The organism is Pedobacter sp. NJ-S-72, from assembly GCF_053890575.1.
This window is the reverse complement of sequence record NZ_CM132681.1, coordinates 1,064,293-1,088,568: the sequence shown is the minus strand read 5'-3', so window position 1 is coordinate 1,088,568 and position 24,276 is coordinate 1,064,293. Positions and strand designations below refer to the sequence as shown.

Here is a 24,276-nt window from a genome sequence, read left to right as displayed (position 1 = left end):
CAGGATGCCGGTTTTCCCCTTTCATTCTGTTCTGCTTTAGTGTAAATTTATCTAAGAGCTAATCATTTAGAAAATGAATCAACCTTTTTATAAACGAAAAATAACGCAGGTACTTTCAATACTTATCATCTGTTTTGGCGCGATGCAATTTTATCGGCCTGAATTGAAAAAACAACCTGTAACCGCAGATTTTAACGGCCCGGATAATGTTAAGGTCATTTTAAAAAAGGCCTGTTATGATTGCCACTCAAATGAAACAGATTTAAAATGGTTTGATCAGCTTCAACCGGCTTACAATATTGCCGTTTCGGATGTTGAACTGGGTAAGGCAGGTCTTAACTTCTCTGAATGGGGTAACATGGCACCAGGGGATCAAAAAGGCAAGTTGTTTGAAATCCTCAATCAAATGACTACCGGTACCATGCCTCTAAAAAGTTATCAGCTGCTACATCGTTCAGCAATCCTTGCCCCTGTTGAAATAGCGATAGTCAAGAACTATGTTGCAGGTATGATTAAGGAGCATCCAGCTGATACTGCCCTGCTTAATGCAGCAGACAAGCAATTCAAAAACTGGAAAGGTCAATCTGTTAAAACTGAAGAGTTACCGAAAACCCTAACTGGCATTCCCTTCCAGCCTGATTATAAAAACTGGCAAGTGATCAGTTCAACTGATCGCACAGATAATGGGACTATGAGGGTGATCTTTGGAAATCCTATTGCTATTCAGGCAATAGCACAAAAACACATTAACCCCTGGCCAGAAGGAACCATTTTTGCTAAAGTTGCATGGGACAAACTTCAGGATGCAGATGGAAATGTCAAAGCTGGAGCATTTAAACAAGTCGAATACATGATTAAAGATAGTAGTAAATATAAGTCCACTAAAGGCTGGGGTTGGGCCCGATTTAAAACAATGAAACTATTGCCTTATGGTAAAAATATAGGGTACGCAACAGAGTGCGTCAACTGCCATCGCCCTGTTTCCAATAACGATTTTATATTCACCCTTCCAGTTAAACATTAAATTATGCAATTTAAATCTAAATATCTGGCCTTTACCCTCTTATTGCTAATCGCAACGGGCTGTAAACGACAAAACAATAATCATGCAGGTGAACTAAATGAAATGGCAAATTTGCCACAGAATTTACAATTTAACAAGTTAGGCTTGAAAGTAATTACATCCATGATCAACAAAAAGGAAGCTACTATGTCTACGTTATATGGTAACAATATCGCTTTGGAATATACAAAATCTAAAAGAGATAGTACTGTTGCAGATCTGTTCTTTGCCCTGGTAACCTGGAAGCAACAAGATGATGAAAGATGGTTCGGTGCAAAAATTCCGGGACAATTTCTAAGTGTGGAAATGGTTACTTCAAAAGCAAATGGACAGGAAATTCAGACCTTATACAAAGTATATAAAGGCGAAAATGGAAAATGGCAGAGCGATCCTTTTCACGAAAAAACACAGATAAAATATATTCTGTCTCAAACAGCCTCGGTTATGCCGTAAATCCATTCATTGCACGTATGTGTTTGAATTGTAAAAGAGTAAAATGGTCACATTTTTTCCTTTATTAGATAATGCGACTGCTAAGGCTTTTGTAATAACTCCATTCCCTATGATGTATAAATTTCTGGTGGGATATATTTCATTTATTTGTTCCATCTTAGTGTTTTTTTAAAACTACAGAACAAGAAATTTTGCGTCGTGTTAAAAGGAGTTAAATGATCTTCTGTAACACATTTTACTCTATCAAAGCTTTTTTCAAAACGATATGACATAGAGGCTTCAGAATATTGCTTAATTTCCAGACCACTGCATTTCAATGGGCCATTCTCAGAAAATGTTCCAAGAATCAAATAGCCCCCTGATTTTATACTGCTTCCGGCAATATTTACATACTGGTCTATTTTTTCCTGAGTCGTCAGGAAATGAAAAGCTGCCCTGTCATGCCAAAAATCAAATTTAACCTCAGGACCAAAATCAGTAACATCTGATACAATCCAATGGACTAAACCTGCTTTATCTCCTAACCTTTGCTTTGCCCGGATTAAAGCATTTTCTGAAATATCCAGCACATATATATTTTGATATCCCTTTTCAATCAATACGTCAACCAGATGGCTATCTCCACCACCAATATCTATGATATTAGCATCAAAGAGGAGATTGAACAGCTCTAAGAACTCAATGGACGTTTTTGGATAAGACTGAAACCAGCTTACTTCTTCTTCAGTTTTTGTGCTAAACACGTTTTCCCAGTGAGATTTATTATCTGTATTCTCCATATCCATCTTATATTTTGACCATTGAGCAACAAACTTAAGCATTCTGTCAACTTGTAATTGTCTTTGAATTTTCATTTAAGTGGCACCTGATGTTTCAGACACCACTTAAATTTCATTTGCTGGACTTACAGCTTAAATTTTATTCCACCATTCATAACAAATCCATCAACCGGAGCATAAATATCCCTGAACACGGGGTTAGTAACCGGGCCTGTATAAATAGTATCAAATTTAGTCTGACGGGTATCTGTCAGGTTTTCAAAATTGACGAAGATGGAGAATCTTTTCCAAATTTTTTCCGCCATTAATCCAGCTGTCCAGTAACTTTTACCGGTTGTGCCATCATTTAACCTTTGTTTGCTGAAGTAATAAGCTTCTGCACCAATTTTCCATTTATCTTCAATTTCATACATTAACACGTTATTTAAACGGTGTTTAGAAACCAAAGGATAAACTATTGTTTGCCCACCCATGCGCTGGTTCACATCAGCGAGCGTATAACCGGTAAATAACTTAAAGTCACCGCAGGTGATTTTAACATTGGTTTCCATTCCTTTTGTATCCAGATTGCCGTGTGGCTGTACATAAGCTAAATCGCCACCAGTAGCATTCGTAAGCAAAATTGGGTTATTGATCCTGGTATAAAAGAACATGTGGTTAATGCTGAACCCTATTTTATCATCAAATAATGTCGTCCTGTAACTGACATCATAATTAGCTCCATAAGAACGTTCCGCTTTCATATTAGCCACATCAATAGGCAATACATTTCTGAATTGAATGCGTTCAGCATCCTCTGTAAATAGACCCGGTGCCTTATACCCTAGTCCACCGCCTAAACGGGTAGAGAAATGTTCATTGACCTTCCATAATCCGGAATCTTTGGTAAAAAGAAAAAACCATAATCGTTATGATAATCACCACGAATGCCAGATTCAAGTGTGATTTTTTCTGCCACATTCCAGGTATTTTGTACAAACCCGCCAATGGTCGTATAATTATAACTTCTAAGTGCAGAATTGCTGTTTTTATCTTCTTTAAAATGCTCAGAAAGGAAATTAACTCCCGCTACCCAGTCAACTTTTTCGCCCTTGCGGGAATAATTCGCTTCGCTATAGCTAGAAAGCTGTGCCCCCGAAAAAAGATATCCGGGCAAACCAATGCTTCTGTCATAGTAGCTCACGGAGTTACGTAATACTAGTTTCTCCTGATCATTTAACTGATGATCCAATTCTATTTGCGTACTATAACGCTGTGTCTTATTCTCTTCAAAATAGCTGTGCTGTGCATTTCCGTGTTCCTGAATATATTCAAGATCTCCACCAATACGTTTTTCAATAGTTGTATTGAGCCCTGCGGATAATGTGGTAGCTTCATTAAAATAGAAAAAGAGCTTAGGGTTCAGCGTAAAACGATCAAATTTTGGTATAGCTGTTAAACCTGTATTTGAAGGATCGTAGGCAGTTCCATGATTATATGCGGCATAAATGGTTGCCCCTGTTTTCTTAAATTTCTGTGCATAGAAACCACTTACATCAAGCCCTAATGCAGATGTCCCATTTAAAAGGAAGTTAAGCTGACGCTGATCCGTAGGTTTCTTTGATACAAGATTTACAAGCCCGGCAATTGCCCCACCGCCATATAAAGTTGAGGATGAACCTTTAATAACCTCAACCTGCTGTAAATCCAGAGGCGCAATCTGGAGCAATCCCAGTCCGCCTGAAAAACCAGCATACAATGGAAATCCATCCCTTATGATCTGAGTATATTTCCCATCAAGTCCCTGAATGCGGATACTGGAATTCCCGCTAATAGCAGAGGTTTGCTGTGTCTGGATTCCAGTACTTTCAGCTAACATCATCCGGATATCTCTCCAGGTTTCATATTTCCCTTTTCATCTAATTCTTCACCTGCAATAACTTCTATCCGTGTAGGGATATTTGCGATAGTTCTGCGGCTTCTTGTCGCTGAAACCACTATTTCATCCAATTCTTCATCTTTTTCGTCAGACTCCAGGACGATTTGCTGAGGTACTGTCTGTGCTAATGGAAATGATAAAGTGTCTGTTCTAATTTTATAACCGATATAACTAAATTGTATTAACCGTTTACCGGATGGGATGTTATCTAAAAGAATAAATCCATCATTAGCAGAAACTGAGGTAATATTTGCACCCTGAACTTTAACAGTTACTCCGGGGATACTTTGATTTGTTTTTGCGTCCTTAATTATCGCTTTATATGTGTTTTGAGCATAAGCCAATCCTGTAAAAAACAGTATTGCTATAAGCACAATTAATTTCTTCATGTGTTTTTCCTATTAAGCATTTTCAATAAAATCAGCCTGAAAAGGCCGTAAATAAAGTATTAACTTAATTTGGGCGGTTGCCAGATAACAGAAAGGATTTGAGGAAGTTCAACCGTCAGATATACGCTTTCATGCTTAACGGATCTTAAATAAACAGTAAAGGTGGGTGCTAAATTACTGTTTATTGTAAATCCAACGCAAGTACCACAAACATAAAATGGTGAACAGTCTTTGCAACAATTATCATCATTTTCTGCGCATTTGTGCTCTTCTGCTTTTGGTGAAACCTGGTGCGAATCTGAATCAACCTTCTCCAATGCACAACAAGGTACTGTAGTTAATGCGAGCACGAATAAACATAAAAGCAGAGAGATGAACTTCACGCCGTAAAAGTATTGAATTTCCAATGATTATCTGGCGTCACATAAACTCTTCCAATAATTGTTCAATCTTATTTTTCAAAATTAAAATACAACCATCTCGTATTTGGACGTAATAGTTTAATGATACCCGATACTACAAATAGAAGGCCTATAACCAGCACATTCATATATCCGCCCCCCCAAGGGCCAAAACTGTTAATACAGGCATTATTCGGGTAATTAGGATCATATAAGACCGACATGGTATCATGCAGCCTATATCCCTTATTAAAGCCATTCTGTGAGTAAGTAATGATTTCACTATTTGCGGTATTAAATCTAATCTCCGGATGAAATCTGCCATATTTGGTATGAATCACAACACCTTCCGCCACGACACCTTTTCGGATAAATTCCAGATTACTACTTGCCATCACAAGGTCAGCGACAATAAGTAATACACCCACAAATATAAAAATAAGACTTGCTATTTTCTTTTCAGTCGATTGCATTAACATATAACTATTATCACACAAATATATATAATAAATTTTCACCTGTAAACAGCTGATTCTGATCTTAATCAGAATGATTTTATCTAATTTTAAACAAGTTAGATTTTTATGGCAACAGTACCACTCCGAAGTATCCAGGGTAAATGGGTTATGGCTTGTACTATAATGGCTTCTGCAATGGCTTTTATTTGATGCCACTGCACTTAATGTGATCCTGCCCTCCTTACAACAGCACTTAAAAGCTTCCGGTCCAGACCTTTTTTGGGTATTAAATGCATATTTACTCATGCTGGCATCCCTTACTTTGATTGGCGGTACATTGGGCGACAAACTAGGTCGTAAAAAAATATTTATGATTGGGATCTTTATTTTTATTGCGGGTTCTGCAGCTTGCGGTTTTGCTCCCAGTGTAAATACACTGATCATATTCAGAGTAATACAAGGCATTGGTGGTGCATTGATGATCCCGGGAAGTTTATCCATAATCTCTTCTTCTATTGATGAAAAAGAACGAGGAAAGGCCATTGGCACCTGGTCTGCGGTCACTACTTTAGTAACCATGGCTGGCCCCGCACTGGGTGGCGCACTTGCCGATGAGGGTTTGTGGCGTTACATTTTTTTTATTAATGTTCCCATTGGCGTTGTTACACTTCTCTTTTTAGTAACCAAAGTAAAAGAAATTAAAGATGAGAATAACAATAAAAAAGTAGATGTTTCCGGTGCTATTGCGATAGCTCTTGGTCTGGCAGCGCTTACCTTTGGATTCCTTCGTTTACCTGCCGCCGGATTTAACAATATCCAGGTTTATGGTACTATTATCGCAGGAGTTTTACTTCTTTTTGCCTTTATTCTAATAGAATTTAAAAGCAACCATCCAATGATGCCTTTAAGTTTGTTCAGCAATACCATTTTCAGTGGAACGAATCTGCTTACTTTTTTCCTCTATGCAGGACTTAGTGCTGGCATGTTGTTTCTGTCGTTAAACATGGTGCAAGTACAGGGTTATACACAGCTGGAATCTGGTCTTACCTTTTTGCCATTTACTATTTTCATGGTCGTTAACGCACGTTTTGCAGGCAGTCTTGCCGACAAATATGGTCCAAGGTTATTTCTCATCTCAGGTCCTCTTTTGGCTGGTGCAGGCCTGCTGCTATTGTCTTATATCCAACAAACCAACGGCGCTTCAGCTTACTGGACACTTTTTTTTACCGGGCATTCTTGTTTTTGGTTTTGGAATGTCTGTTACCGTTGTGCCCCTTACTGCAGCAGTAATGAGCTCGGTAAGTGATCATTTTACCGGTACAGCTTCGGGTATTAACAATGCTGTAACAAGAATTGCGGGTGTTTTTGCAAATGCCATTTTGGGTTCACTTGCAGTCTTGCTATTTTCTGCGGCATTACAAAAGGAGATTAAAGATCTACCCCTGAATCAACAACAAAAATCTGCTATAATTTCCCAAACAGCAAATCTCGGAAATGCCATGGTCCCTGCCGGATTATTAAGCGCGGTTCAGGAAAAGAAAGTAACTGAAGCATATCATGCAGGTTTCATTGATGCTTATGGTAAAATTATGAAAATTTCTGCTGGCCTTGGCTTTTTAGCTTCTTTAATGGCACTGATCTTTATCCAGCCGGCAGCTGTAAAAAAGAAAAAATAACCGCCTTCCTTGTGACTGTATTCTTTTTTAAATTTGGTTTTGTAGCGGAATAACAAGTTATACCGTTTAAAGACAATAAATGGAATATCAATTAAATTATCAATAAATTTCAATCTTATGAAGTACCTATTAGTATTATCAGCTACAGTTTTAATCTGCCTTTCTTCCAGTAATTCATTTGCTCAAAAGAAGACCACACCTCAAAAGTCAAAAATGAGCCATACTAAATCAGCTAAGTCATATTGGGCTGGCATGCTTCAAAAAAAAAAAATGAGCAGTTATCAGTACGGCACGCATCTATTGAAAGGAAAGTCTTTATCTGGTAATCCAAATCAAGAGGAAATTACTTTTGCCCTGAAGGCAGGAAAAAAGATAAACCTTAATAAATTTGCTGGCAAAAAGGTTATTATAACAGGTAAGAAAGTTGATGGCTATCCATTAGAATCAGGCCCGGATTTGATTGAAGTTTCAGCAATTGAGCTGGACAAGGTTGTTAAGATGAACTAATTTTAAGATTTGCTTTTACGAGCCATAATACAACTATATAGCATTATGGCTCGTTTCAAACTAGTCCATATCAAAAAATATTATGGGAAATGGACACCACTGAACTGTTCGCAAATCGTCAGTAATTTCGCAGCTAATTGTCCTAGTCCATCTGATGAACCAGTAATAAATACTCGTGCCATAAATGAAAAATTGTTTTAAACAAAAATCTGGATTAATTACAACTAAGCTAGTTTCCAATCAGGTCTTTCAAAATGGCAAGTATATCCGTATGGCTGCTTCTGCAAATAATTCTGGTGCTCCTCTTCGGCATTCCAAAAATCAGTTACCGGAACTATTTCAGTTATAATTTGTCCGGGCCATATGCCTGATGCATCCATTTCTGCGATTAAAGTCTTCGCAGTTTCGCGCTGTGTTTCATCCATAAAAAAAAAAAAAAATGGCGGAACGATAAGAAGTACCGACATCATTACCCTGTCTGTTACGTGTTGTGGGGTCATGAATCTGGAAAAAATATTCAAGTAATCCACGGTATGATGATAATTTTGACGGATCAAATACGATCTCTATAGCTTCGGCATGTGTCCCATGATTCTGGTAAGTTGCATTGGGAACGTCCCCCCCTGTGTATCCAACCACCGTTGAAATAACTCCTGGATAATGTCGTATAAGTTCTTCTACTCCCCAAAAAACAACCGCCAGCAAGAATGGCTCTTTCAGTATTCATATAATTTTCTTTTTATTTCAATAAAGGTAATGAAGAAAAAAAATAATCTTTATCATTTCAATACAATATAGGATCAAACAAATTTTGTTTTCAAAAAAGAAGAAAATCTAGGTCACAGGAACAGGAAGCTCCAGGAATTTCAAAACTTCTAAACAAAATACTTCAGGGTTCTCTTCAACAACCCAATGCGCTGTATTAGGTATTCGTAGTGTAATAACATGGTCTGCAACTTCACTCATCATCTCGTTCATCAGAGAGCCACTTGTACTGATCTCACCTCCAATAGCTAAAACAGGTATAGAAAGCTTTCCTTTTTTTTGAAGGCTCTCTCTGTTGTCATTTACATCCTTATCAAAGGCGCGATACACTTCCAGTCCTGCCCGGACAGCACCAGGGGCCGAATATGCAGCTGTGAATATATCAATATCATCCTTTGTTATTGCGCCAACATTAAATATCCGGTAGTTGAAGAATGCCTGAAGATATTCCCGCTCTCGTCCTGCAATTAGTAATTCTGGTAAATCACGTACTGCATGAAATGCAAAATGCCAAACCCGATGGTCAGTACGTATTTGATCAAAAGCCAATGTACCGGGTAAAGGTGCATCAACGACAATCAGGTGAGACACATCTTCTCTATACTGTTGTGCATAAGCGTAAGCTACCATAAGACCAATATCATGTCCGGCCATAATCACAGGTCCTTTGATTTTAAGATGTTCCTTTAAAACCTTGTGAATATCACCTGCCATAGTACGTTTATCATAACCAGTAGCAGGACGCCAGGAATCGCCAGCACCCCGGTAGTCTGCTCTGGTGCTATAACCCTAAAACCTGCGTTAACTAATTCAGGAATTATGAATCTCCACTCCCACCATGTTTGCGGAAAACCATGTAAGAGTACAATGGTCTTTTCACCGCTCCCGGCATCCACATAATGGATACGCAAAGAACTGTCAATTAAAGCCATACCATGTTTGAATTCTGCATTTTTCTGATCAGTCATGTCCAATTGTTTATTTTAATTAAAGGTCATGCTATAATTGATTAGTTTAGCTTTCGTTTCCAAGGAATATATCCTAAAAACTTTCGAATCGATGTTTTTCAATTTTATGATGATGAAGACAGATGAACTACACTATGCAATACTAAATGAATTACAGTTCGACGCAAGAATGAGCAATGCTGAGATTGGAAGGAAAGTTGGTCTTACTGCTCCTGCTGTTGCCGAAAGGATCAGGCGAATGCAGGATGAAGGAATAATTAAAGGATTTACGGCTACCATCGACTTTTTGCAATTAAATTATTTGCAAAAAGTGATGGTAGCCGTACAATTGCCGCACATAAATATTAATCCTTTTCTTAAAGAAATTCAAAAAATGGATGGTATCACAGATGTTGTTCATACTACAGGCGAATATTGCTTTTTTGTGAGTTTGATGGTCAGATCAACTCATGAGTTGAACCTGAAACTGGATCAGTTTGGAAAGTTTGGAAAAACTACTACTTTTTCTGTTTTGTCTGCACCACTAGAGTCTAAGCCTATTATTTTTTGCAGAAAAGATTGATTTTCCTTATAATTATTACACGGATCAATTTACATACTAAATCATAATCAATATGCAACGCAGGAAATTCCTCCAATCTTCGTTTGTGGCTACTGCAGGTATAGCCCTAACTATCAACCCAGCTATTGCGGGTGATAAGTATCTAACACAAAAGGAAGTTTACGAATGGCGTGAATATGAAATACGCTTTGGTTCCGATCAGGGACAACTGGAAAATTATTTTAAGACAGCACTTATTCCTGCGCTGAATAAATACGGAGTAAAAACAGTTGGCGTCTTCAAGGAATGGAGTCCATCAGAACCAGCTAAATTTTATTTACTGACGCCCTATTCTTCTCTTGACAACTACCTTTCCATCAACGCAAAAGTAAAAGCGGACGCAGATTATATTAAAAATAGCGCAGCATATAACAGCATACCGGCTGATAAAGCCGTATACAACCGCTTTGCCTCTTCTTTGATGATTGCTTTTGATGGTTTTCCTGCATTAGTTGTCCCGTCAGGTAAATCCAGAATATTTGAATTAAGAACGTATGAAGGCCACAGTGAAGATGCCGTAAGAAGAAAAATTAAAATGTTCCATGACGGAGAGTTTCCTATTTTTAACAGGGCTAAATTGAATCCCGTATTCTGTGGCGAAGTGATTGCCGGCGACAAACAACCTCGTCTTACTTATATGATCACATGTAACAGTATCGAAGAACGTAACAAAGGATGGTCTGCTTTCGTAGCTGACCCTGAATGGAAAACATTAGTAGCAGATCCCCAATATGCAAATACGATTTCTAAAATCAGTAACACCTTTTTGGTTCCAACATCATATTCGCAGGTGTGATTATAGATATTCAACAAAAGAAACTTTCAATAGGTGATCAACACCGTATCTCTGTAAATGGAGCATTAAAGTATACCGTATCCAGACAGCCAATTCAGTTCATGGCAGAAATATTGGTTTTTAATGCAAATAGCGATGTTTTAAAGGCGAAAATAAATAAGCGATTCCATTTGTTTAAAGCAAATTATGAGATCACCTTTGCTGATGGTCTCATTTCCTTCTTCCGGACAGTATCCTATATAAGATCACACTACAGTTGTCAGATTGCTACAGATGTTTACGATATATATGGACATCGGGGCAGGAAATATTCTATTTATAAGAATGATGAACAGGTTGCCTGGTGGGAAAAGGGAATGATTACCTTACTGGAAGGAGATGAATACCGAATCACTGCAAGTGAGGCATGTAATGCCGAATTCTCCTATGTTTCTGTCTGATCATAGATAACTATGCTACTGGAAATCATGGAGATAATCTATTGACCATAAACTGGGGATATCTTGGTCTGCAAGCCAGACAGTTTAATAAGAGCTGGCTTCCTTCTAATCTTTAAATGGATTACCGGTAACGTTAAGGTAACCAGTTACTCAAAGTAAACCCATACTGACAATAAACTATTCTCCTGTAACTTTGAGATAATTGCTCCGCTTAAATCTAAAAAAAGATGAAAAAACTTGATTACTATGTACTGGATGTCTTTACGGACCAGAAATATACGGGAAACCAGCTATCAGTTGTTCAATGTGATGAACCCCTAACAATGGATCAGTATCATGCGATATCAAGAGAATTTGGCTATTCGGAAACTTCATTTGTGCACTATTCAAAAGATGAAAATGCTTTTAAGGTTCGTTCGTTTACTCCTGCCGGATTTGAAGTTGAAGGAGCCGGACACAATCTCTTAGGTGCGGTATGCCTTGCGCTGCTAAAAGAATGGGATATATTCAAAAATCAGGGAAATGAAACCTGGGTGATGATCAGGGATTATAAAATTCCGATAGTAGTAAGTTATATTTCTGGTCTTCCATATGTTGCGATGAAACAGAAGCCTGTACAGCTTTTCAAAAGCCTGCCTTCTTCAATTCTTACAGAAGCGTTGGGACTCCATACAGAAGATTTTGAACTTAACGGCTGGGAAATCTGTATTGCAAAAACTGAAGTTCAGCATCTCATGGTACCAATAAGTAATATTGACAGACTTAAAAATGCCCAGCCTAATAAACACCTTTTAAAAGAAATCTCTGAAGAATACGGCTTTGAGGGTTTTTATCTCTTCACTACAGCACATAAGCACCCGGAATATTTAGCGGAAGCACGATTTTTCAATCCTGGAATTGGTATTGATGAAGACCCTGCTACTGGAACGGCAGCCGGACCATTAACAGGGTATCTTGAAAAGCTTGGGTTTATTAAGAAGCAGGAGAAATATAAGATTCTTCAGGGTGCCGAAGTCAAACACCACTCTTCTATCCATGTACAAGTCGAAGATGAAGGGATTTGGGTAAGCGGCTCTTCTGTAATAGTTATGGAGGGGGTTCTTTATCTTTAATCAAAATCGGTCTGTAATTACTGAAATTTTAAAGTCCAAATTGTTTTAAATGATGTTTAAAATGCCTGGAATGCCAAATTATCCATTCATCATAATTCATAGGACCGAATGCACCATGTATAGCAGTAGTTCCTGGTTTCTTAAAATACGCATCGAAATCTCTTAGTTCAATCATCAACTGACTAATAGCATTGCTTAAATCCGGATAGATCAGCTGATCAGGAATATCTCCAAATATTACATTCTTTGGTATTTCCAGATCGGTATATATATTTGCTTGCCTGGCTAGTTGGGCTTCTTCTAATGACACCTCACAAAATGGTTCTTTCTTACCATTGGTATATTGTACCTGATCAATCAGGTGCTCAACCATTTGTTGCGGCTTCATTTTCCCCCAAAGTGGTGTTGCGTCAGCCTTCAGTTCCAGGAACAATTTCTCCAGATTCCTACGATTAGAGGTGTTAACCAATTGGTGTACACTTGAGTTCATCACTGATTTATTTATCATTTGCATGATCATTATTTTTTTAATTCATTTAAAACAAAGTTGATAGAAAAGCATTAAAAAAAACGATCCTGCTCAGGCCAATATTAAGGCGCATTTACGACATAATTACTAAAATATAGACATCAGGATAAATTCTTGCGAGTATTTAAGAAATTGTCCTGATGCCATAAAATCTATTTACAGCTTTTGCGATAAGTTGGCTAAGACACGATTGATCCGAAATATATGATGATAGTTATCATATTTTATAAGCTCATAATCATTTTGAAAATTAGCATCTATAGTATCAAATGCGGGTTGATCTTTAAACGTTCTTTTAAGGTTGTCTAATGAAAGCCTGTAAACGTCCCCTTCTGCTGCCCCATCACTAAAATAATAACTACTAACCACGGGTTTAAAATCCGTTTGTTTATTACCTGGCTGCTGCATTTCATAAATAACTATTCTGCCATTTTCCAGTATTTTATATTTTGTACTGTGATTTTTATAAAACCTATAATCACTGCCATCTTTATCCCTATATCCGTAGATACTATCTTTTAAAAATCTATACCCCTCTCCCTTATGACTAAGGATTAGTATTTTTCCACCAAAGAAATCATTTAAACGAAATTTATTATTTGTTGACTGGTCACCAGCCAGATGTAATTGATTGAGTTTATAATCGGAGGCAGTCAGATATATACCACTTTTAGAATTGATTGGTTCTGCATTAAAAGCTGTTGCCTGGGCAAATGTTTTTGATAAAAATAAGGCAAGCAAGATTATAGAAAATTTTAAAGTCTTCATTTTTTTGAATTTTATATATGAATAGAAAATTAATTCATTTTATTACTTAGTAACGTAAGTAATAAAAGTTAAAGACACCAGGAAATAGTGCTTAAAAATACTCGTGGATAACATCCTCAAATTCTGTAGGTACAGTTAAAAATATAAACCGGAATGTCGCCATGTAATGGCGGTGCATTTGCTGGATTAGCAACAACTATATGCTCATGAATAGCAGAAACCTGACTTAAATAGAAAACAACAAGGTTGTTCGGGAGAAACAGGTTAGCAAAATACTTCGCAGAACTACCGGATTGAGCTGAAAGAATATGTGTATCCTTTACTTTTAAATTATTAAATTGATTTTTACAGCATCCGTCTTTGTTGTTTTTTTTACATTTATACCTTGTTGAAGGTTAAACGATACTGATCTCAACTGTCCACAACAATAAAACTGTCTTACACTCAAACCAAAACTGGCAGTAGTGTATAGGAGCAACAGCAATATGGATAGTATTTTTCTCATTTCCAGTGTAAAATTATCAAAACCCCATTAAGTCCTTAACTTAATTCCTCTTCGTCAATGCGACTTTAATACCAGACCTACAAGTGTGATGCCACAAAATTTATTAATGTAATCGGAAATTCTTTTGTTGTTTTTAAGCTTAATAAAAAGCGCAGAAGCGAAAACCGCTAAGATCAGACACCAAAGCGTACCTGTAGTTATAAACGTTAAACCAAGCGTGAGAAAAGGCAATATAGTATTCTTTAAACCAGGGTCAATAAATTGAGGCAAGAAAGCAATAAAAAACAAAGCTACCTTAGGATTTAAAACATTGGTAATAATACCATCTCTATAGATTTTGAAATAGTTTGCTGATTCATTGGCTGTTAAAATATCTGTGTTCAACTGAGATTTGCCAAATAACATTCTCAATCCAATATAAATTATATATGCAGCACCAGCATACTTGATAATGTTAAACAATAATATAGATTCGGAAATAATGAGGGAAAGTCCGAATGCAGCTAAAAGTGTATGTACCAGCGTACCAGTTCCAATTCCCAAAGCGGATACAATACCTGCTCTCTGCCTTGTGCTATACTGCGCGATAAAATAAATATGGTATCATTTCCCGGAGTGATGTTTAATAGTATTCCGGTAAGTAAGAAAGTTTCGAAATGAAGAATTCCCGTCATAGGATCGAATTTACTATTTTATCGGTAACATTTTTTTTGGCAAGCTGTTAAGTATCAATTCATAAGAGTGATCTATAAGCTCATGTAACTGTTTTAAAGTTAAACGTCCATCCATATAAACGGTATTCCAGTGTTTTTTATTCATATGATAACCTGGTATTATTTCTTCATACTGCTCACGTAATGCAACAGCACGTTCAGGATCACATTTGGCGTTGAACCGGTTTCCCTGGTTAAGGCCTACGAGCAAAAATATTTTCTCACCTACTTTGAATACAAGCGTATCCTCTCCAAAAGGAAGCCCTTCAGTTGATCCGGGTTTTGAAAGACAATAATCGCGTAATTCTTCTATGTTCATATGTAAATTCAAATATAATGATTCATCCGAAAAATAAGCTATGAATTTGCAGGCAGCCTTCTTATAATTAAAGCAGCAACAACAAGATTAGGTACCCATGCCCACCAGGCAACAATCATATAAGCTGTTCTAAAGTCACCTAAGGTTACAATAAGAAGAGGAAGCCATAATCTTAAGGTTACAGCAGCAAAACAGGCCGCATAGCTAAAAATCATCATCTTTTGATGTCTTACCAATTGTTTATTCCTTATACTTGTATAAGCCATGAAAGTGGTATAGAACCAAACTACTGCAAGGCAAAAAAATCCTGAGCGGGCAATAAAACCTCCATTGGCATACAAAGCAATATACAGACCGGAAACAGAACTCAACAGGACTGATATCACATAAAGTTTTCCAATTTGGCGGTGTAAAATCTTATACCTGTTCCGGTATTTTGAACTGAATTGTATCCAGCCAACGAGCAGTGCAATTCCCCCCAGGGTGATATGAATATAAAATATATAGTTTCGTATAATCTCTTCCAGAACTAAATCAGATAGTCCCTATAAGTTCAATATCAGTCTTTAACCAGTAATATTTTAAGGGATACAATCCGATAATTACTGAAAGGAATATAAATATCCCCCATAATATTTTCTTTTTCATATTAACATCTTTATTTCTTCAAAGATGCCTGCCGGATAGTAATTGATCGCTCCACTTTGTAAGGTAGCACCAACTATTTCGCTCTGGTCAATAACATTTTGGCAGCAAGAGAGACTAGTACACTCGCCATCACCCACTTTTGCACCCTTACCCATAGCGGATTAGCATTAAACCATATTGCAGCTTTAGCAGCGATCTGAATAACCGTAAAATTTAGCATCGCACTAACCAGCATCTGAATTAGACCCAACTGAAAACATTGGGCTACGATATGTCCTGCCTCAGGTCTGATAAACTGTGGAAAAAGCGAAAGATAAAAAACAGCCATTTTAGGATTCAGCAGGTTAGTCAAAAACCCCATAGTGAACAGCTTGACAGGCGGATCTTCAGATAAATTACGCTGTACAGCAAAAACACCTGCACTACCTGGCTGTAACGCTTGCCAGGCAAGATATAGCAAATAAACTGCACCTGAAGTTTTCAATACAGTAAATAAAAATGGTACTGTTAATAAAACAGCTGTAAGCCCGAAAGCCACCATCGTAATATGAAATAAAAATCCACACATTACCCCCAGAAGCGAAACCAAGCCTGCTCTTTTTCCTTGAGTGATAGATCGTGAGATCAGGTAAATCATATTTGGCCCAGGAGTAATAGCCAGAGCAACAGCTGCTATCAGGAAAATCAGAAGATCTTTTTGTGCAATCATTAGAATAATATACTTTTCTTAATTAATATTTAAATACGGGATTAATTTACATCATTAGCCATATTAAAACAAATTATCTTTCAAACGAACACCCTTGCACATAAAAAGCATCATCATTCACTTAATACCTGTTGATCAGACCAGAATGGCATTCAGTTTAAGTATAGATCATATCACAAAAACGCCATACGCTATTCCTGGGATGACCTTAATGCTATTGAAGAAGTCAAATTTGATGCTGTCACTGAATTTAAAGGATCGGGAAGAAAATCCAGCACAAATTACGGTATAGGTTACCTCACATTGGGAGGTGACGGAATTCACCTTACTATTCTCCTTCCTGATTGGTGTTACTTACGCCCTGAATGCAACTGGTACAAAATAAGTTAATAAAGCTATCTTATTTTTGTTTTCCATTTTACTATAATGTGATAGATCAAAGGTAATTTGGATAATAAACACAAGTTTACAGATATCAATCCGGTATTTGCAAATTTCAATCAATCGGCAAAAAAAACACTATACTCAAAACACATGGTCTAAATAATTTAATTATAAATTAAAATACACTGTCGAATTAATTTCGATCATGAACAAATTTTTATTTTTCTCAACTATTGTTTATCTTTTTCTCCATAAAAAAACACAAATTTAAAAATCAAAACAACCATTTTAAAAGACTCTATATAGATAGAATAATACATCATTTTAATATACATTTAGTAAAATTCAATTTTTTATAAGAAATTTAAATTCAATGTTATTCCTATTTATCTAAATAAAATAAGTAACTTACAACTATTAAGACTACATTTAGATTCCAATAAAAACGCTTATTAAAGAACATTCACTTACTTTATATCCATCTTATAAAATATAATTCTATACTACTGCCATATTCATTTCTCATCATAAAAAATTTAATTTTCATAAATTAATTAATAGTAAGAAAATTAAAATCATAATAGTTAATCCACTTAGACACACGCGCCTTCCTTCCCATCCTGTTTTTTTTTGCAACCTAATCTTTCTCTTCTCCACTAAGCTAATAAAGCTCTTATCTACCAAATACCAACTGTATGAAGACAAAGCTTGCTTCTACTGCCTTATATGTAAATATACTTGTATGCATTTTGCTCATCTCCTGGAGACAGCAAGCCACTGCACAAGTGATAACGAACTATGCTGTAACCAATACCGCCGGAACATTTACAGCCCTGTCTGGTGCAACCACGCCGGGACTTACTACTGGCACAACTGATGATGGTACGATCAGCGCAATTCCGATCGGATTTGATTTCTGGTATATGGGTACAAGATATACGACAATATCTTCCTCTACCAATGGATGGCTAACTTTCGGATCAACTATTCAGGATAATTACACAAATAATCTTTCAGGTTCCGGGACTCGTCCGGTCATCGCACCATTATGGGATGATCTTAATACTGTATCAGCTTCAAATGTGACTTATAAAACAACTGGTACTACAGGAAGCCGGATCTTTACCATCCAGTATTTAAATATCAAATGGAATTATCAAAATCTTGGAAGCACAATTTCTTTCCAGGTTAACCTTTATGAAAGTACAGGAAGGGTCGAATTTATCTACAGACCGGAGATTTCAATCGCAACCCTGACATCAGCCTCCATAGGAATTTCTGCGACAGCGACAGGGTCAGGCAATTTCCTTTCCATCAACAACGCAGGAACAGGCGTCAGTTCAACAGCAGAGCAAAATGTAATATCAAAACCAGCATCAGGAACAACTTACAGATTTACTCCTCCTATTCCAATCGCCCCGACTGGTTTAACTTTCACCAGTGTCAGCGGTACGTCCATGACATTAAACTGGACAGATAATTCCACAAACGAAACCGGATTTGTGATCTATCGATCAACTGATGGCATAAACTACACATTTGTCAGCCAGACGGCAGCAGCAGCTATTACTTCGGTACAGTCTGGATTAACTGCAGGTACAACTTATTACTGGAGAGTATTTGCCGTAACGGAAGGCGGACTTAGTACAGCACTCAGCGGAAGTAATATAGCCGCATGTACAGGGCCTAATATTTCCCAGCTACCTGCAACAAGTCTCATTTCATACTATAAATTTGAAGGAAATGCCAGTGATGCCACAGGAAACAACAACGGCCTGCTTCAAGGCAGTCCAGTCCCACTACAACAACAGACCGCTTTAACAACGTAGGAAAAGCTTACCTGTTTAATGGAACAAGTCAATATATATCAACTGTTAACGCTTACATAAACCCAACTTCCACAAGTACATCTGTCTGGTTTAAAACTACAACTAACGTAGGTGGTGCACTGCTCGGGTTTTCAAGTCTTCAAACTGGACTTGGCGGAAGCAGAGATCGCTTTATTTACATGACCAGTACCGGCATTATCTATCTTGCAACTGCACCCGGAGCAGTCAAAAAGTATGTAAGCAGTACGCTTTCATATAATGATGGGGCATGGCATATGGCAACCAGTACCATTGGAGCCAGCGGACTTAAATTATACATTGACGGAAGCCTGATCACAAGTGACCCGACGGTAACCAGTGGAGAAACTACTACAGGTTACTGGAGAATTGGTTATTCTGATTTATCTACCTGGCCAAATGAACCATCAAGCTATTATTTTAGCGGAACATTAGACGATGCTGTAATTTATTTATCACAGAGAGCTGACAGCTGCAGAAGTTTCTGTATTGTATAATTCTCCGGATGGAGCAGGAAACAATTCACCTGTATGTGCCGGGAGCACCCTCAGCCTTACAGCAACTACAATAAGCGGTGCAACCTATTCATGGAATGGCCCAAATGGTTTCACTTCTGCACTACAAAATCCAACACTTACTTACACTCCTGTCAACGCAGGGGTTTATACCCTCCAGGTAAACAGTCCGGGCTGCGCCACTCCCTCGATTGCTTATACCAATGTTACTTCTACGGGTAGTGCCGGCCAATGGACGGGAAATGTAAGTACTGACTGGGCAAACCCTAGTAACTGGTGCTCTGGAATATTGCCAACATCAACAACTAATGTAATTATTACTGCTGGCGCCACAAGAATGCCATCAGTAATTACCACAGCAACCTGTAATAACCTGACAATCAATACCGGCGCCACACTAACCACTGCAACAGGAGGAATACTGAATATTGCAGGGACATTAAAACAGCGGTACAGTCACCAATAGTGGCACTATTAACTTCAATGGAACTTCAGGACAGCAGACCTTCACAGGGATATCTCAATTTTATAATCTGACTCTAACCAATACAAATGGACTTTTATTACCCTCCGGCATCACTATAGCTAATACATTAACATTAACCTCCGGAACCTTAACGACCAACAACTTTAATATCACTATTGCCGGAAATTGGGTAAACAACGTTTCTTTAACCGCGCTGACTGCCGGAACTTCGGCTGTAACCTTCAATGGCACAACAGCACAATCTATTGGAGGAAGCTTTGCGACTACTTTCAATAACTTGGTCATCTCCAATACCAGCAACACTGTAACCCTGCTTGCAAACGCAAATATAAGCGGGAACCTTTCTGTATCAGCAGGAACATTTGACCTGGGTGCTTTTACAGCTAACAGGACTGCCACAGGAGGTAATTTATCCGTTTCTAATAATTCAACACTTAAAATAGGCAGTACAAATACATTTCCTGTTAATTACATTACAAATACCCTGGTAGTAGCCAGTACAGTTGAATATTCAGGAACCAATCAGACGGTCTCCAATCAGACTTACGGCAACCTGACTTTAAGCAGTTCAAGCGGAGCAGCTACAAAAACATTCCCCGGAACTGCCCTAACCGTAATTGGCAATCTAACTACTGCGTTAGGTTCCGGTACATCGGTTTCCTTTACAGCAGCATCAAATATTACAGTAAGCGGTAATATTCTACTTGCAGCATCAACTACATTTCTTGCAGGGAGCTTTACACATTCAATTGGTGGTAACTGGACTAACAATGGAATATTTACAGGAAATACAAGTACAATCATCTTTACAGGCACAGGAAGCTCTATTGGAGGTACAGGCACTCAAAACTTCAACAACCTTACTATTGCAGCCTCTTCCATAACACTTGCAAACAGCACAATCACATTAACAGGAAATCTAGCTACGACAGGACCAGGCGCATTCACCCAGGCTCTGGCGGTACCTTAATAATGAGTGGAACCGGCACAACTATCAGCGGAACCGGAATTTCACCGGATAATCTTAATGTCAGTGGTACAGTCACTACGTCCGCTACCCTGAATCTGACCGGGAACCTGATTGTAGCAGGAAGTTTTTCTGCCAGCGGAGGAACATTCACAATGAGTGGAACCACCAAATCTATTTCAGGTGCCGGCACGATTAACCTTTATATTTTATCTGCCACAGGATCAATTACCACTTCCGCTAATTTTTCTATAGCATCAAGTCTTAATGTTAGCGGAAGCCTTACTGCCACGGCCGGAACTGCGACATTTACCGGCACTTCTTCACTGAGTGGTATAGCAAATCTTTTTAACGTGACTATTAATGGAACCGCGCTCCAGTTAACGGCCAACTCAACATTAGGCGTGGCGAATGCACTAACGCTTACTGCCGGAACTTTAGATGTAACAACCTCTCTGCCCAATACGGTGAATTTTAATGGCATGCAGCGGAGCACAGACACAGACTATTAATGGCATAACCTATAATAATCTTAACCTTTCGACCGGAGGCAATAAAACCGCAGCAGCAGCATTCACTGTAAACAACAATTTCACTATTGGCAGCGGAACCACCTTCTTACCAGGAGCATTTACACATACGCTTTATGCAGACTGGGTTAATAACGGAACATTCACCGCTGGTACAAGTACCATATTATTCACCGGAACCGCTACTTCCAATATTATCGGCGCAACCACTTTTAATATCCTGACCATTAATAATACAACTGCTGCTACGGCGATAATACTACAAAACAACGTTTCTGTAGCTACAATAAATATGACTTTAGGTACAGTCTTCACTGGTACCAATACTTTAACCATAACGACCACAAGAACTGGAAACGGCATTATTCTAGGAACAATTACACGCACTCACGCTTTCTCTCTGGGTGTTGCCTATGCTTTTGAAAGCCCAAATAACACCGTCACCTTTACTGTAGTTTTAGGAGTCCCAGTGTAACGGTTAATGTCACCAAAGGGGTGATTTCAGATTTCCCTTTTGGAGGTTCGATAAGCAGACTCTATAACATCACTGTGCCTTCGGGAACTTATGTTGCAACTCTCCGCCTGCATTACGAAGACAATGAGCTTAATGGAAATAATGAATCCACAATGGCGTTATGGAATTATAATGGCACTACATGGAATTCAGCAGGAAAAATAAACAATGATGCCAGCGCAAATTATGTTGAACAGATCCTATTGGGTAATATAACCAACCGCTGGACACTTTCAGATAATTCAAATGTAGTCAGATGGAATGGTAGTGTCAGCACAGACTGGAACACAGCAGCAAACTGGACAGTGCAGCAAGGATCTGCGTCAAGACCACCCGCCGCCACTGATATCGTTAATCTTGGTACCGCAGCTTTCACCAACCAACCGACTATAAGTACAGCAGTAACGGTTAAAAATATAGTTTTCGGCAGTGTTCAGGCTGTTAACCTTACCATGGCAACAGGTGGCTCTTTGACTACGGGGGCTATCCAGGGAACCTGGGCTGGAGCTGCAAGTCATAACATCAACGCCAATAATCAAAATATAACAATCAATGGAGATCTTGGATTAAGTGATGGGAATACTGGTCATAAAATCAATCTGAACATAGGCACAGGTACTGTGAATATCATGGGTTCACTCACACAATCAGCCGATGCCAGTATTGTCTTCACAGGCGCAGGAACAATGAATATTTATCAGAATTTCAACTATACCAGCGGAACATTTACGCCGGGAACAGGGACAGTAGGTTATGACGGGATAGCTAATCAAACGATAGGCCCGGTTTCTTATTATAATCTAAACATTAATAAAGGATCGGGTCTGGCCGTCATTAACAGTGCTATTACTGCTGCTGGTAATCTGACAATTCCGGCAGGTGAACTTGACAATCTCTCAACTTTAACAGTTTCAGAAAATGTAACACTCTCATCTGGCGCTATCTTCAAAAACAACAGCATCCTCAATGTTGGAGGAAACTGGGATAACAACGGAACATATACCGCTAGCGGAGGGAGCATCACCTTTAATGGCCCCGCCACCCAAACAATCTCGGCCACTGTATTCAATAATATTACGATTAATAAGCCAGTTGGTATATCGGCCGTGCTAACAGGGAATATGGGTATACAAAACAACCTGACTATAACATCAGGCACACTGGATATTGGCACATACACCAGCAACAGGACTTCATCAGGTGGAGTGGCGACTATACAGGCAGCAGGAACACTGATTATCGGAGCCAATAATACGCCGGGCAATTTTACCACCTATAATTTTTCGCCGGCAAGTACAACCATATACAATGGAGCAGTAACACAGGCGCTGTCAGTACCAGGAATTACATTTGGAAGCCTTATTTTCCGTAATGCAGGAGCAAAAAGCATTAGTTCAGCAATTAATGTAGGCGGAGACCTGACTATTGAAACCGGAGCAAGCCTGGATGCAGGAGCTCAGACGATTACACTAAATGGTAACTGGACTAATAGCGGCACTTTCACCTCGGGAACAAGCACTGTATTACTGACCGGTGCATCAAAGACGATAACTGGTAATACGACTTTTAGCAAGGTCACAATTTCTGGCGTCTATACTCAGCTAGCAAACATCACCTACAATGACCTGCTTACGGTTACAGCTTCCGGCTCTATTTCGTCCGGAACAGGCATATTTACCACAGTTAATGGTGATCTGGTGAATATGGGAATATTAAATACCAGCGGGACTGCTACATTTACTGGTCTGAGGCTGCAAACTCTGAGTTTAATTAATGCCGTAACTACTTTTGTCCTGACCGTAAATTTTAATGGTACTGTCTCACCAGTCCTAAACTCAACTTCGGTTCCTCAGTTTGGTTTTCTGAATATCAATAACACTGGTGGTGTATATCCAAGTGTCGGCTGGACTATAGTTTATGCATTAGCAGTTGGGCCGGGAGCATCATTTTTATGGCGGCATGTCTACCCATAACATTCTAGGTGCAGTTAACAATACAGGTACCATAACCAGCAACGGCACACTAAATTTCATCCCCACTACTACAGCAGCAGTTAACCTGGGCAGCATATTTTCAAGTACCGGCACGGTAGTATTTGGCGGTGCCGGAGCAATGACCTTATCTGGTGCTCCAACAGGATTGCATGACGTTGTGATTTCCAACACTAATGCTTCAGGAATTACACCATCTTCAAACTGGCATCTTTCAAATAATTTCACCATTTCAAGTAATGCAGTTTTCCATGCAAGTTCTTATCTGGATTCTATTGGTGGCAACATCATGAATAATGGGACAATGGACCCGGGTACCTCAACTTTCATTATTAACGGAACAGGAAACCAAACAATTTCTACCGGTGTATTCAGCAATCTGACGCTCAATAAATCTGCAGGTATTACTACCCTGCTGAACAATGCCAGTGTGAATGGCATATTAAACTTTACTGCGGGGATATCAATACCGGAAGTAACCAGTTAACCCAATCAGCCTCAGGAACAGTTTCAGGTGCTGCACA

At 38.5% G+C, this 24,276-nt stretch carries 35 protein-coding genes and 1 pseudogene; 18 read left to right on the top strand and 18 right to left on the bottom strand.

Going from position 1 to position 24,276, the window contains the following annotated elements:
• Nucleotides 1–73: 73 nt before the first annotated feature.
• Complete coding sequence (locus ACWYN3_RS07140; protein WP_456220509.1) at nucleotides 74–1,024, top strand: cytochrome P460 family protein; 951 nt, start codon at nucleotides 74–76, stop codon at nucleotides 1,022–1,024.
• Between the two features lie 3 nt (nucleotides 1,025–1,027).
• On the top strand, nucleotides 1,028–1,516 hold the full coding sequence (locus ACWYN3_RS07135) for a hypothetical protein (RefSeq protein WP_456220508.1): 489 nt from the start codon (nucleotides 1,028–1,030) through the stop codon (nucleotides 1,514–1,516).
• Nucleotides 1,517–1,659: 143 nt separating this feature from the next.
• On the opposite strand, the gene ACWYN3_RS07130 is transcribed toward ACWYN3_RS07135, so the two are convergent.
• The 6 genes and pseudogenes from ACWYN3_RS07130 to ACWYN3_RS07105 all read right to left on the bottom strand — a co-directional run bounded on the left by ACWYN3_RS07130 (nucleotide 1,660) and on the right by ACWYN3_RS07105 (nucleotide 5,476).
• The gene (locus tag ACWYN3_RS07130) at nucleotides 1,660–2,370 is read right to left on the bottom strand and encodes a class I SAM-dependent methyltransferase (protein WP_456220507.1); all 711 of its coding nucleotides are present in this window, start codon (nucleotides 2,368–2,370) and stop codon (nucleotides 1,660–1,662) included.
• Nucleotides 2,371–2,420: 50 nt separating this feature from the next.
• Nucleotides 2,421–3,107: pseudogene (locus ACWYN3_RS07125) on the bottom strand (TonB-dependent receptor); the annotation flags it as partial.
• A gap of 23 nt (nucleotides 3,108–3,130) precedes the next feature.
• Entirely contained in the window at nucleotides 3,131–4,156 is a 1,026-nt protein-coding gene (locus tag ACWYN3_RS07120; RefSeq protein WP_456220506.1) for a TonB-dependent receptor plug domain-containing protein, read from the bottom strand.
• Nucleotides 4,153–4,602 (bottom strand): carboxypeptidase-like regulatory domain-containing protein, encoded by a 450-nt coding sequence (locus tag ACWYN3_RS07115; protein ID WP_456220505.1) that lies wholly within the window; start codon nucleotides 4,600–4,602, stop codon nucleotides 4,153–4,155. The genes ACWYN3_RS07120 and ACWYN3_RS07115 overlap by 4 nt, the downstream gene beginning before the upstream one ends.
• A gap of 59 nt (nucleotides 4,603–4,661) precedes the next feature.
• Nucleotides 4,662–4,952, bottom strand: a complete 291-nt coding sequence (locus ACWYN3_RS07110; protein ID WP_456222920.1) for a hypothetical protein — start codon at nucleotides 4,950–4,952, stop codon at nucleotides 4,662–4,664.
• Nucleotides 4,953–5,053: 101 nt separating this feature from the next.
• Nucleotides 5,054–5,476 carry a DUF3592 domain-containing protein gene (locus tag ACWYN3_RS07105; RefSeq protein WP_456220504.1) on the bottom strand — a complete coding sequence of 141 codons (423 nt, stop codon included), beginning with the start codon at nucleotides 5,474–5,476 and terminating at the stop codon, nucleotides 5,054–5,056.
• Nucleotides 5,477–5,687: 211 nt separating this feature from the next.
• Here ACWYN3_RS07105 and ACWYN3_RS07100 point away from each other — a divergent pair, with 211 nt between their 5' ends.
• From ACWYN3_RS07100 to ACWYN3_RS07090, 3 genes are all read left to right on the top strand, one after another.
• Nucleotides 5,688–6,767 carry an MFS transporter gene (locus ACWYN3_RS07100; RefSeq protein ID WP_456220503.1) on the top strand — a complete coding sequence of 360 codons (1,080 nt, stop codon included), beginning with the start codon at nucleotides 5,688–5,690 and terminating at the stop codon, nucleotides 6,765–6,767.
• Nucleotides 6,751–7,137, top strand: coding sequence for a hypothetical protein (locus ACWYN3_RS07095; protein WP_456220502.1), 387 nt, complete (start codon nucleotides 6,751–6,753; stop codon nucleotides 7,135–7,137). The genes ACWYN3_RS07100 and ACWYN3_RS07095 overlap by 17 nt, the downstream gene beginning before the upstream one ends.
• A 117-nt stretch (nucleotides 7,138–7,254) precedes the next feature.
• Nucleotides 7,255–7,644 carry a hypothetical protein gene (locus tag ACWYN3_RS07090; RefSeq protein ID WP_456220501.1) on the top strand — a complete coding sequence of 130 codons (390 nt, stop codon included), beginning with the start codon at nucleotides 7,255–7,257 and terminating at the stop codon, nucleotides 7,642–7,644.
• Nucleotides 7,645–7,868: 224 nt separating this feature from the next.
• On the opposite strand, the gene ACWYN3_RS07085 is transcribed toward ACWYN3_RS07090, so the two are convergent.
• The 4 genes from ACWYN3_RS07085 to ACWYN3_RS07070 form a co-directional block, all read right to left on the bottom strand.
• Entirely contained in the window at nucleotides 7,869–8,069 is a 201-nt protein-coding gene (locus tag ACWYN3_RS07085; RefSeq protein WP_456220500.1) for a peptide-methionine (S)-S-oxide reductase, read from the bottom strand.
• Nucleotides 8,062–8,349: a peptide-methionine (S)-S-oxide reductase gene (locus ACWYN3_RS07080; RefSeq protein WP_456220499.1), complete on the bottom strand. Its 288-nt coding sequence runs from the start codon at nucleotides 8,347–8,349 to the stop codon at nucleotides 8,062–8,064. The genes ACWYN3_RS07085 and ACWYN3_RS07080 overlap by 8 nt, the downstream gene beginning before the upstream one ends.
• A 129-nt stretch (nucleotides 8,350–8,478) precedes the next feature.
• On the bottom strand, nucleotides 8,479–9,123 hold the full coding sequence (locus tag ACWYN3_RS07075) for an alpha/beta fold hydrolase (RefSeq protein ID WP_456220498.1): 645 nt from the start codon (nucleotides 9,121–9,123) through the stop codon (nucleotides 8,479–8,481).
• A complete protein-coding gene (locus tag ACWYN3_RS07070) occupies nucleotides 9,096–9,377 on the bottom strand; it encodes an alpha/beta fold hydrolase (RefSeq protein WP_456220497.1) in 282 nt (93 codons plus the stop codon). Before ACWYN3_RS07070 ends, ACWYN3_RS07075 begins: the two co-directional genes overlap by 28 nt.
• 91 nt (nucleotides 9,378–9,468) lie before the next feature.
• Here ACWYN3_RS07070 and ACWYN3_RS07065 point away from each other — a divergent pair, with 91 nt between their 5' ends.
• The 4 genes from ACWYN3_RS07065 (at nucleotide 9,469) to ACWYN3_RS07050 (ending at nucleotide 12,326) form a co-directional block, all read left to right on the top strand.
• Complete coding sequence (locus ACWYN3_RS07065) at nucleotides 9,469–9,939, top strand: Lrp/AsnC family transcriptional regulator (RefSeq protein WP_456220496.1); 471 nt, start codon at nucleotides 9,469–9,471, stop codon at nucleotides 9,937–9,939.
• Nucleotides 9,940–9,991: 52 nt separating this feature from the next.
• Nucleotides 9,992–10,774 carry an NIPSNAP family protein gene (locus ACWYN3_RS07060; RefSeq protein WP_456220495.1) on the top strand — a complete coding sequence of 261 codons (783 nt, stop codon included), beginning with the start codon at nucleotides 9,992–9,994 and terminating at the stop codon, nucleotides 10,772–10,774.
• Nucleotides 10,771–11,214 (top strand): hypothetical protein, encoded by a 444-nt coding sequence (locus ACWYN3_RS07055; protein ID WP_456220494.1) that lies wholly within the window; start codon nucleotides 10,771–10,773, stop codon nucleotides 11,212–11,214. The genes ACWYN3_RS07060 and ACWYN3_RS07055 overlap by 4 nt, the downstream gene beginning before the upstream one ends.
• A 227-nt stretch (nucleotides 11,215–11,441) precedes the next feature.
• Nucleotides 11,442–12,326 carry a PhzF family phenazine biosynthesis protein gene (locus ACWYN3_RS07050; RefSeq protein WP_456220493.1) on the top strand — a complete coding sequence of 295 codons (885 nt, stop codon included), beginning with the start codon at nucleotides 11,442–11,444 and terminating at the stop codon, nucleotides 12,324–12,326.
• Nucleotides 12,327–12,354: 28 nt separating this feature from the next.
• On the opposite strand, the gene ACWYN3_RS07045 is transcribed toward ACWYN3_RS07050, so the two are convergent.
• The 7 genes from ACWYN3_RS07045 to ACWYN3_RS07015 all read right to left on the bottom strand — a co-directional run bounded on the left by ACWYN3_RS07045 (nucleotide 12,355) and on the right by ACWYN3_RS07015 (nucleotide 16,517).
• Nucleotides 12,355–12,816 (bottom strand): DUF1569 domain-containing protein, encoded by a 462-nt coding sequence (locus ACWYN3_RS07045; RefSeq protein WP_456220492.1) that lies wholly within the window; start codon nucleotides 12,814–12,816, stop codon nucleotides 12,355–12,357.
• 195 nt (nucleotides 12,817–13,011) lie between these two features.
• Nucleotides 13,012–13,623, bottom strand: a complete 612-nt coding sequence (locus tag ACWYN3_RS07040; RefSeq protein ID WP_456220491.1) for a hypothetical protein — start codon at nucleotides 13,621–13,623, stop codon at nucleotides 13,012–13,014.
• A 559-nt stretch (nucleotides 13,624–14,182) separates the two neighbouring features.
• A complete protein-coding gene (locus ACWYN3_RS07035) occupies nucleotides 14,183–14,671 on the bottom strand; it encodes a LysE family translocator (RefSeq protein ID WP_456220490.1) in 489 nt (162 codons plus the stop codon).
• Complete coding sequence (locus ACWYN3_RS07030; RefSeq protein ID WP_456220489.1) at nucleotides 14,632–14,802, bottom strand: hypothetical protein; 171 nt, start codon at nucleotides 14,800–14,802, stop codon at nucleotides 14,632–14,634. The genes ACWYN3_RS07035 and ACWYN3_RS07030 overlap by 40 nt, the downstream gene beginning before the upstream one ends.
• 13 nt (nucleotides 14,803–14,815) lie before the next feature.
• On the bottom strand, nucleotides 14,816–15,160 hold the full coding sequence (locus tag ACWYN3_RS07025; protein ID WP_456220488.1) for an MmcQ/YjbR family DNA-binding protein: 345 nt from the start codon (nucleotides 15,158–15,160) through the stop codon (nucleotides 14,816–14,818).
• Nucleotides 15,161–15,198: 38 nt separating this feature from the next.
• A complete protein-coding gene (locus tag ACWYN3_RS07020; RefSeq protein WP_456222919.1) occupies nucleotides 15,199–15,612 on the bottom strand; it encodes a DUF2306 domain-containing protein in 414 nt (137 codons plus the stop codon).
• 269 nt (nucleotides 15,613–15,881) lie between these two features.
• Nucleotides 15,882–16,517 carry a LysE family translocator gene (locus tag ACWYN3_RS07015; protein ID WP_456220487.1) on the bottom strand — a complete coding sequence of 212 codons (636 nt, stop codon included), beginning with the start codon at nucleotides 16,515–16,517 and terminating at the stop codon, nucleotides 15,882–15,884.
• Between the two features lie 145 nt (nucleotides 16,518–16,662).
• Between ACWYN3_RS07015 and ACWYN3_RS07010 the strand changes: the two genes are divergently transcribed.
• The 4 genes from ACWYN3_RS07010 to ACWYN3_RS06995 all read left to right on the top strand — a co-directional run bounded on the left by ACWYN3_RS07010 (nucleotide 16,663) and on the right by ACWYN3_RS06995 (nucleotide 19,729).
• Entirely contained in the window at nucleotides 16,663–16,809 is a 147-nt protein-coding gene (locus tag ACWYN3_RS07010; RefSeq protein WP_456220486.1) for a hypothetical protein, read from the top strand.
• Nucleotides 16,810–17,596: 787 nt separating this feature from the next.
• A complete protein-coding gene (locus tag ACWYN3_RS07005) occupies nucleotides 17,597–18,730 on the top strand; it encodes a fibronectin type III domain-containing protein (protein ID WP_456220485.1) in 1,134 nt (377 codons plus the stop codon).
• A gap of 11 nt (nucleotides 18,731–18,741) precedes the next feature.
• A complete protein-coding gene (locus tag ACWYN3_RS07000; RefSeq protein ID WP_456222918.1) occupies nucleotides 18,742–19,245 on the top strand; it encodes a LamG-like jellyroll fold domain-containing protein in 504 nt (167 codons plus the stop codon).
• Complete coding sequence (locus ACWYN3_RS06995) at nucleotides 19,238–19,729, top strand: PKD domain-containing protein (RefSeq protein ID WP_456220484.1); 492 nt, start codon at nucleotides 19,238–19,240, stop codon at nucleotides 19,727–19,729. Before ACWYN3_RS07000 ends, ACWYN3_RS06995 begins: the two co-directional genes overlap by 8 nt.
• 60 nt (nucleotides 19,730–19,789) lie before the next feature.
• On the opposite strand, the gene ACWYN3_RS06990 is transcribed toward ACWYN3_RS06995, so the two are convergent.
• Nucleotides 19,790–20,035: a hypothetical protein gene (locus ACWYN3_RS06990; RefSeq protein ID WP_456220483.1), complete on the bottom strand. Its 246-nt coding sequence runs from the start codon at nucleotides 20,033–20,035 to the stop codon at nucleotides 19,790–19,792.
• Between ACWYN3_RS06990 and ACWYN3_RS06985 the strand changes: the two genes are divergently transcribed.
• The 5 genes from ACWYN3_RS06985 to ACWYN3_RS06965 are packed head-to-tail and all read left to right on the top strand — an operon-like array spanning nucleotide 20,028 to nucleotide 24,239.
• Nucleotides 20,028–20,720, top strand: a complete 693-nt coding sequence (locus ACWYN3_RS06985) for a hypothetical protein (protein WP_456220482.1) — start codon at nucleotides 20,028–20,030, stop codon at nucleotides 20,718–20,720. The two genes, ACWYN3_RS06990 and ACWYN3_RS06985, sit on opposite strands and share 8 nt — an antisense overlap.
• Nucleotides 20,721–20,722: 2 nt before the next feature.
• Entirely contained in the window at nucleotides 20,723–21,229 is a 507-nt protein-coding gene (locus ACWYN3_RS06980; RefSeq protein WP_456220481.1) for a hypothetical protein, read from the top strand.
• Nucleotides 21,195–21,722 (top strand): hypothetical protein, encoded by a 528-nt coding sequence (locus ACWYN3_RS06975; RefSeq protein ID WP_456220480.1) that lies wholly within the window; start codon nucleotides 21,195–21,197, stop codon nucleotides 21,720–21,722. Before ACWYN3_RS06980 ends, ACWYN3_RS06975 begins: the two co-directional genes overlap by 35 nt.
• A gap of 20 nt (nucleotides 21,723–21,742) precedes the next feature.
• Nucleotides 21,743–23,734 (top strand): beta strand repeat-containing protein, encoded by a 1,992-nt coding sequence (locus ACWYN3_RS06970; RefSeq protein ID WP_456220479.1) that lies wholly within the window; start codon nucleotides 21,743–21,745, stop codon nucleotides 23,732–23,734.
• Nucleotides 23,721–24,239 carry a hypothetical protein gene (locus ACWYN3_RS06965; protein ID WP_456220478.1) on the top strand — a complete coding sequence of 173 codons (519 nt, stop codon included), beginning with the start codon at nucleotides 23,721–23,723 and terminating at the stop codon, nucleotides 24,237–24,239. Before ACWYN3_RS06970 ends, ACWYN3_RS06965 begins: the two co-directional genes overlap by 14 nt.
• Nucleotides 24,240–24,276 lie beyond the last annotated feature (37 nt).

Bases quoted from the DNA above. Each gene is read 5' to 3' on its own strand.
- ACWYN3_RS07140 (WP_456220509.1), top strand. From the start codon at position 74: ATGAATCAACCTTTTTATAAACGAAAAATAACGCAGGTACTTTCAATA.
- ACWYN3_RS07135 (WP_456220508.1), top strand. From the start codon at position 1,028: ATGCAATTTAAATCTAAATATCTGGCCTTTACCCTCTTATTGCTAATC.
- ACWYN3_RS07130 (WP_456220507.1), bottom strand. From the start codon at position 2,370: ATGAAAATTCAAAGACAATTACAAGTTGACAGAATGCTTAAGTTTGTT.
- ACWYN3_RS07120 (WP_456220506.1), bottom strand. From the start codon at position 4,156: ATGATGTTAGCTGAAAGTACTGGAATCCAGACACAGCAAACCTCTGCT.
- ACWYN3_RS07115 (WP_456220505.1), bottom strand. From the start codon at position 4,602: ATGAAGAAATTAATTGTGCTTATAGCAATACTGTTTTTTACAGGATTG.
- ACWYN3_RS07105 (WP_456220504.1), bottom strand. From the start codon at position 5,476: ATGCAATCGACTGAAAAGAAAATAGCAAGTCTTATTTTTATATTTGTG.
- ACWYN3_RS07095 (WP_456220502.1), top strand. From the start codon at position 6,751: ATGAGCTCGGTAAGTGATCATTTTACCGGTACAGCTTCGGGTATTAAC.
- ACWYN3_RS07090 (WP_456220501.1), top strand. From the start codon at position 7,255: ATGAAGTACCTATTAGTATTATCAGCTACAGTTTTAATCTGCCTTTCT.
- ACWYN3_RS07085 (WP_456220500.1), bottom strand. From the start codon at position 8,069: ATGGATGAAACACAGCGCGAAACTGCGAAGACTTTAATCGCAGAAATG.
- ACWYN3_RS07075 (WP_456220498.1), bottom strand. From the start codon at position 9,123: ATGGCAGGTGATATTCACAAGGTTTTAAAGGAACATCTTAAAATCAAA.
- ACWYN3_RS07070 (WP_456220497.1), bottom strand. From the start codon at position 9,377: ATGACTGATCAGAAAAATGCAGAATTCAAACATGGTATGGCTTTAATT.
- ACWYN3_RS07065 (WP_456220496.1), top strand. From the start codon at position 9,469: ATGTTTTTCAATTTTATGATGATGAAGACAGATGAACTACACTATGCA.
- ACWYN3_RS07060 (WP_456220495.1), top strand. From the start codon at position 9,992: ATGCAACGCAGGAAATTCCTCCAATCTTCGTTTGTGGCTACTGCAGGT.
- ACWYN3_RS07050 (WP_456220493.1), top strand. From the start codon at position 11,442: ATGAAAAAACTTGATTACTATGTACTGGATGTCTTTACGGACCAGAAA.
- ACWYN3_RS07045 (WP_456220492.1), bottom strand. From the start codon at position 12,816: ATGAACTCAAGTGTACACCAATTGGTTAACACCTCTAATCGTAGGAAT.
- ACWYN3_RS07040 (WP_456220491.1), bottom strand. From the start codon at position 13,623: ATGAAGACTTTAAAATTTTCTATAATCTTGCTTGCCTTATTTTTATCA.
- ACWYN3_RS07030 (WP_456220489.1), bottom strand. From the start codon at position 14,802: ATGACGGGAATTCTTCATTTCGAAACTTTCTTACTTACCGGAATACTA.
- ACWYN3_RS07025 (WP_456220488.1), bottom strand. From the start codon at position 15,160: ATGAACATAGAAGAATTACGCGATTATTGTCTTTCAAAACCCGGATCA.
- ACWYN3_RS07015 (WP_456220487.1), bottom strand. From the start codon at position 16,517: ATGATTGCACAAAAAGATCTTCTGATTTTCCTGATAGCAGCTGTTGCT.
- ACWYN3_RS07010 (WP_456220486.1), top strand. From the start codon at position 16,663: ATGGCATTCAGTTTAAGTATAGATCATATCACAAAAACGCCATACGCT.
- ACWYN3_RS07005 (WP_456220485.1), top strand. From the start codon at position 17,597: ATGAAGACAAAGCTTGCTTCTACTGCCTTATATGTAAATATACTTGTA.
- ACWYN3_RS06990 (WP_456220483.1), bottom strand. From the start codon at position 20,035: ATGACCAAGTTATTGAAAGTAGTCGCAAAGCTTCCTCCAATAGATTGT.
- ACWYN3_RS06980 (WP_456220481.1), top strand. From the start codon at position 20,723: ATGAGTGGAACCGGCACAACTATCAGCGGAACCGGAATTTCACCGGAT.
- ACWYN3_RS06975 (WP_456220480.1), top strand. From the start codon at position 21,195: ATGGCATGCAGCGGAGCACAGACACAGACTATTAATGGCATAACCTAT.
- ACWYN3_RS06965 (WP_456220478.1), top strand. From the start codon at position 23,721: ATGTCTACCCATAACATTCTAGGTGCAGTTAACAATACAGGTACCATA.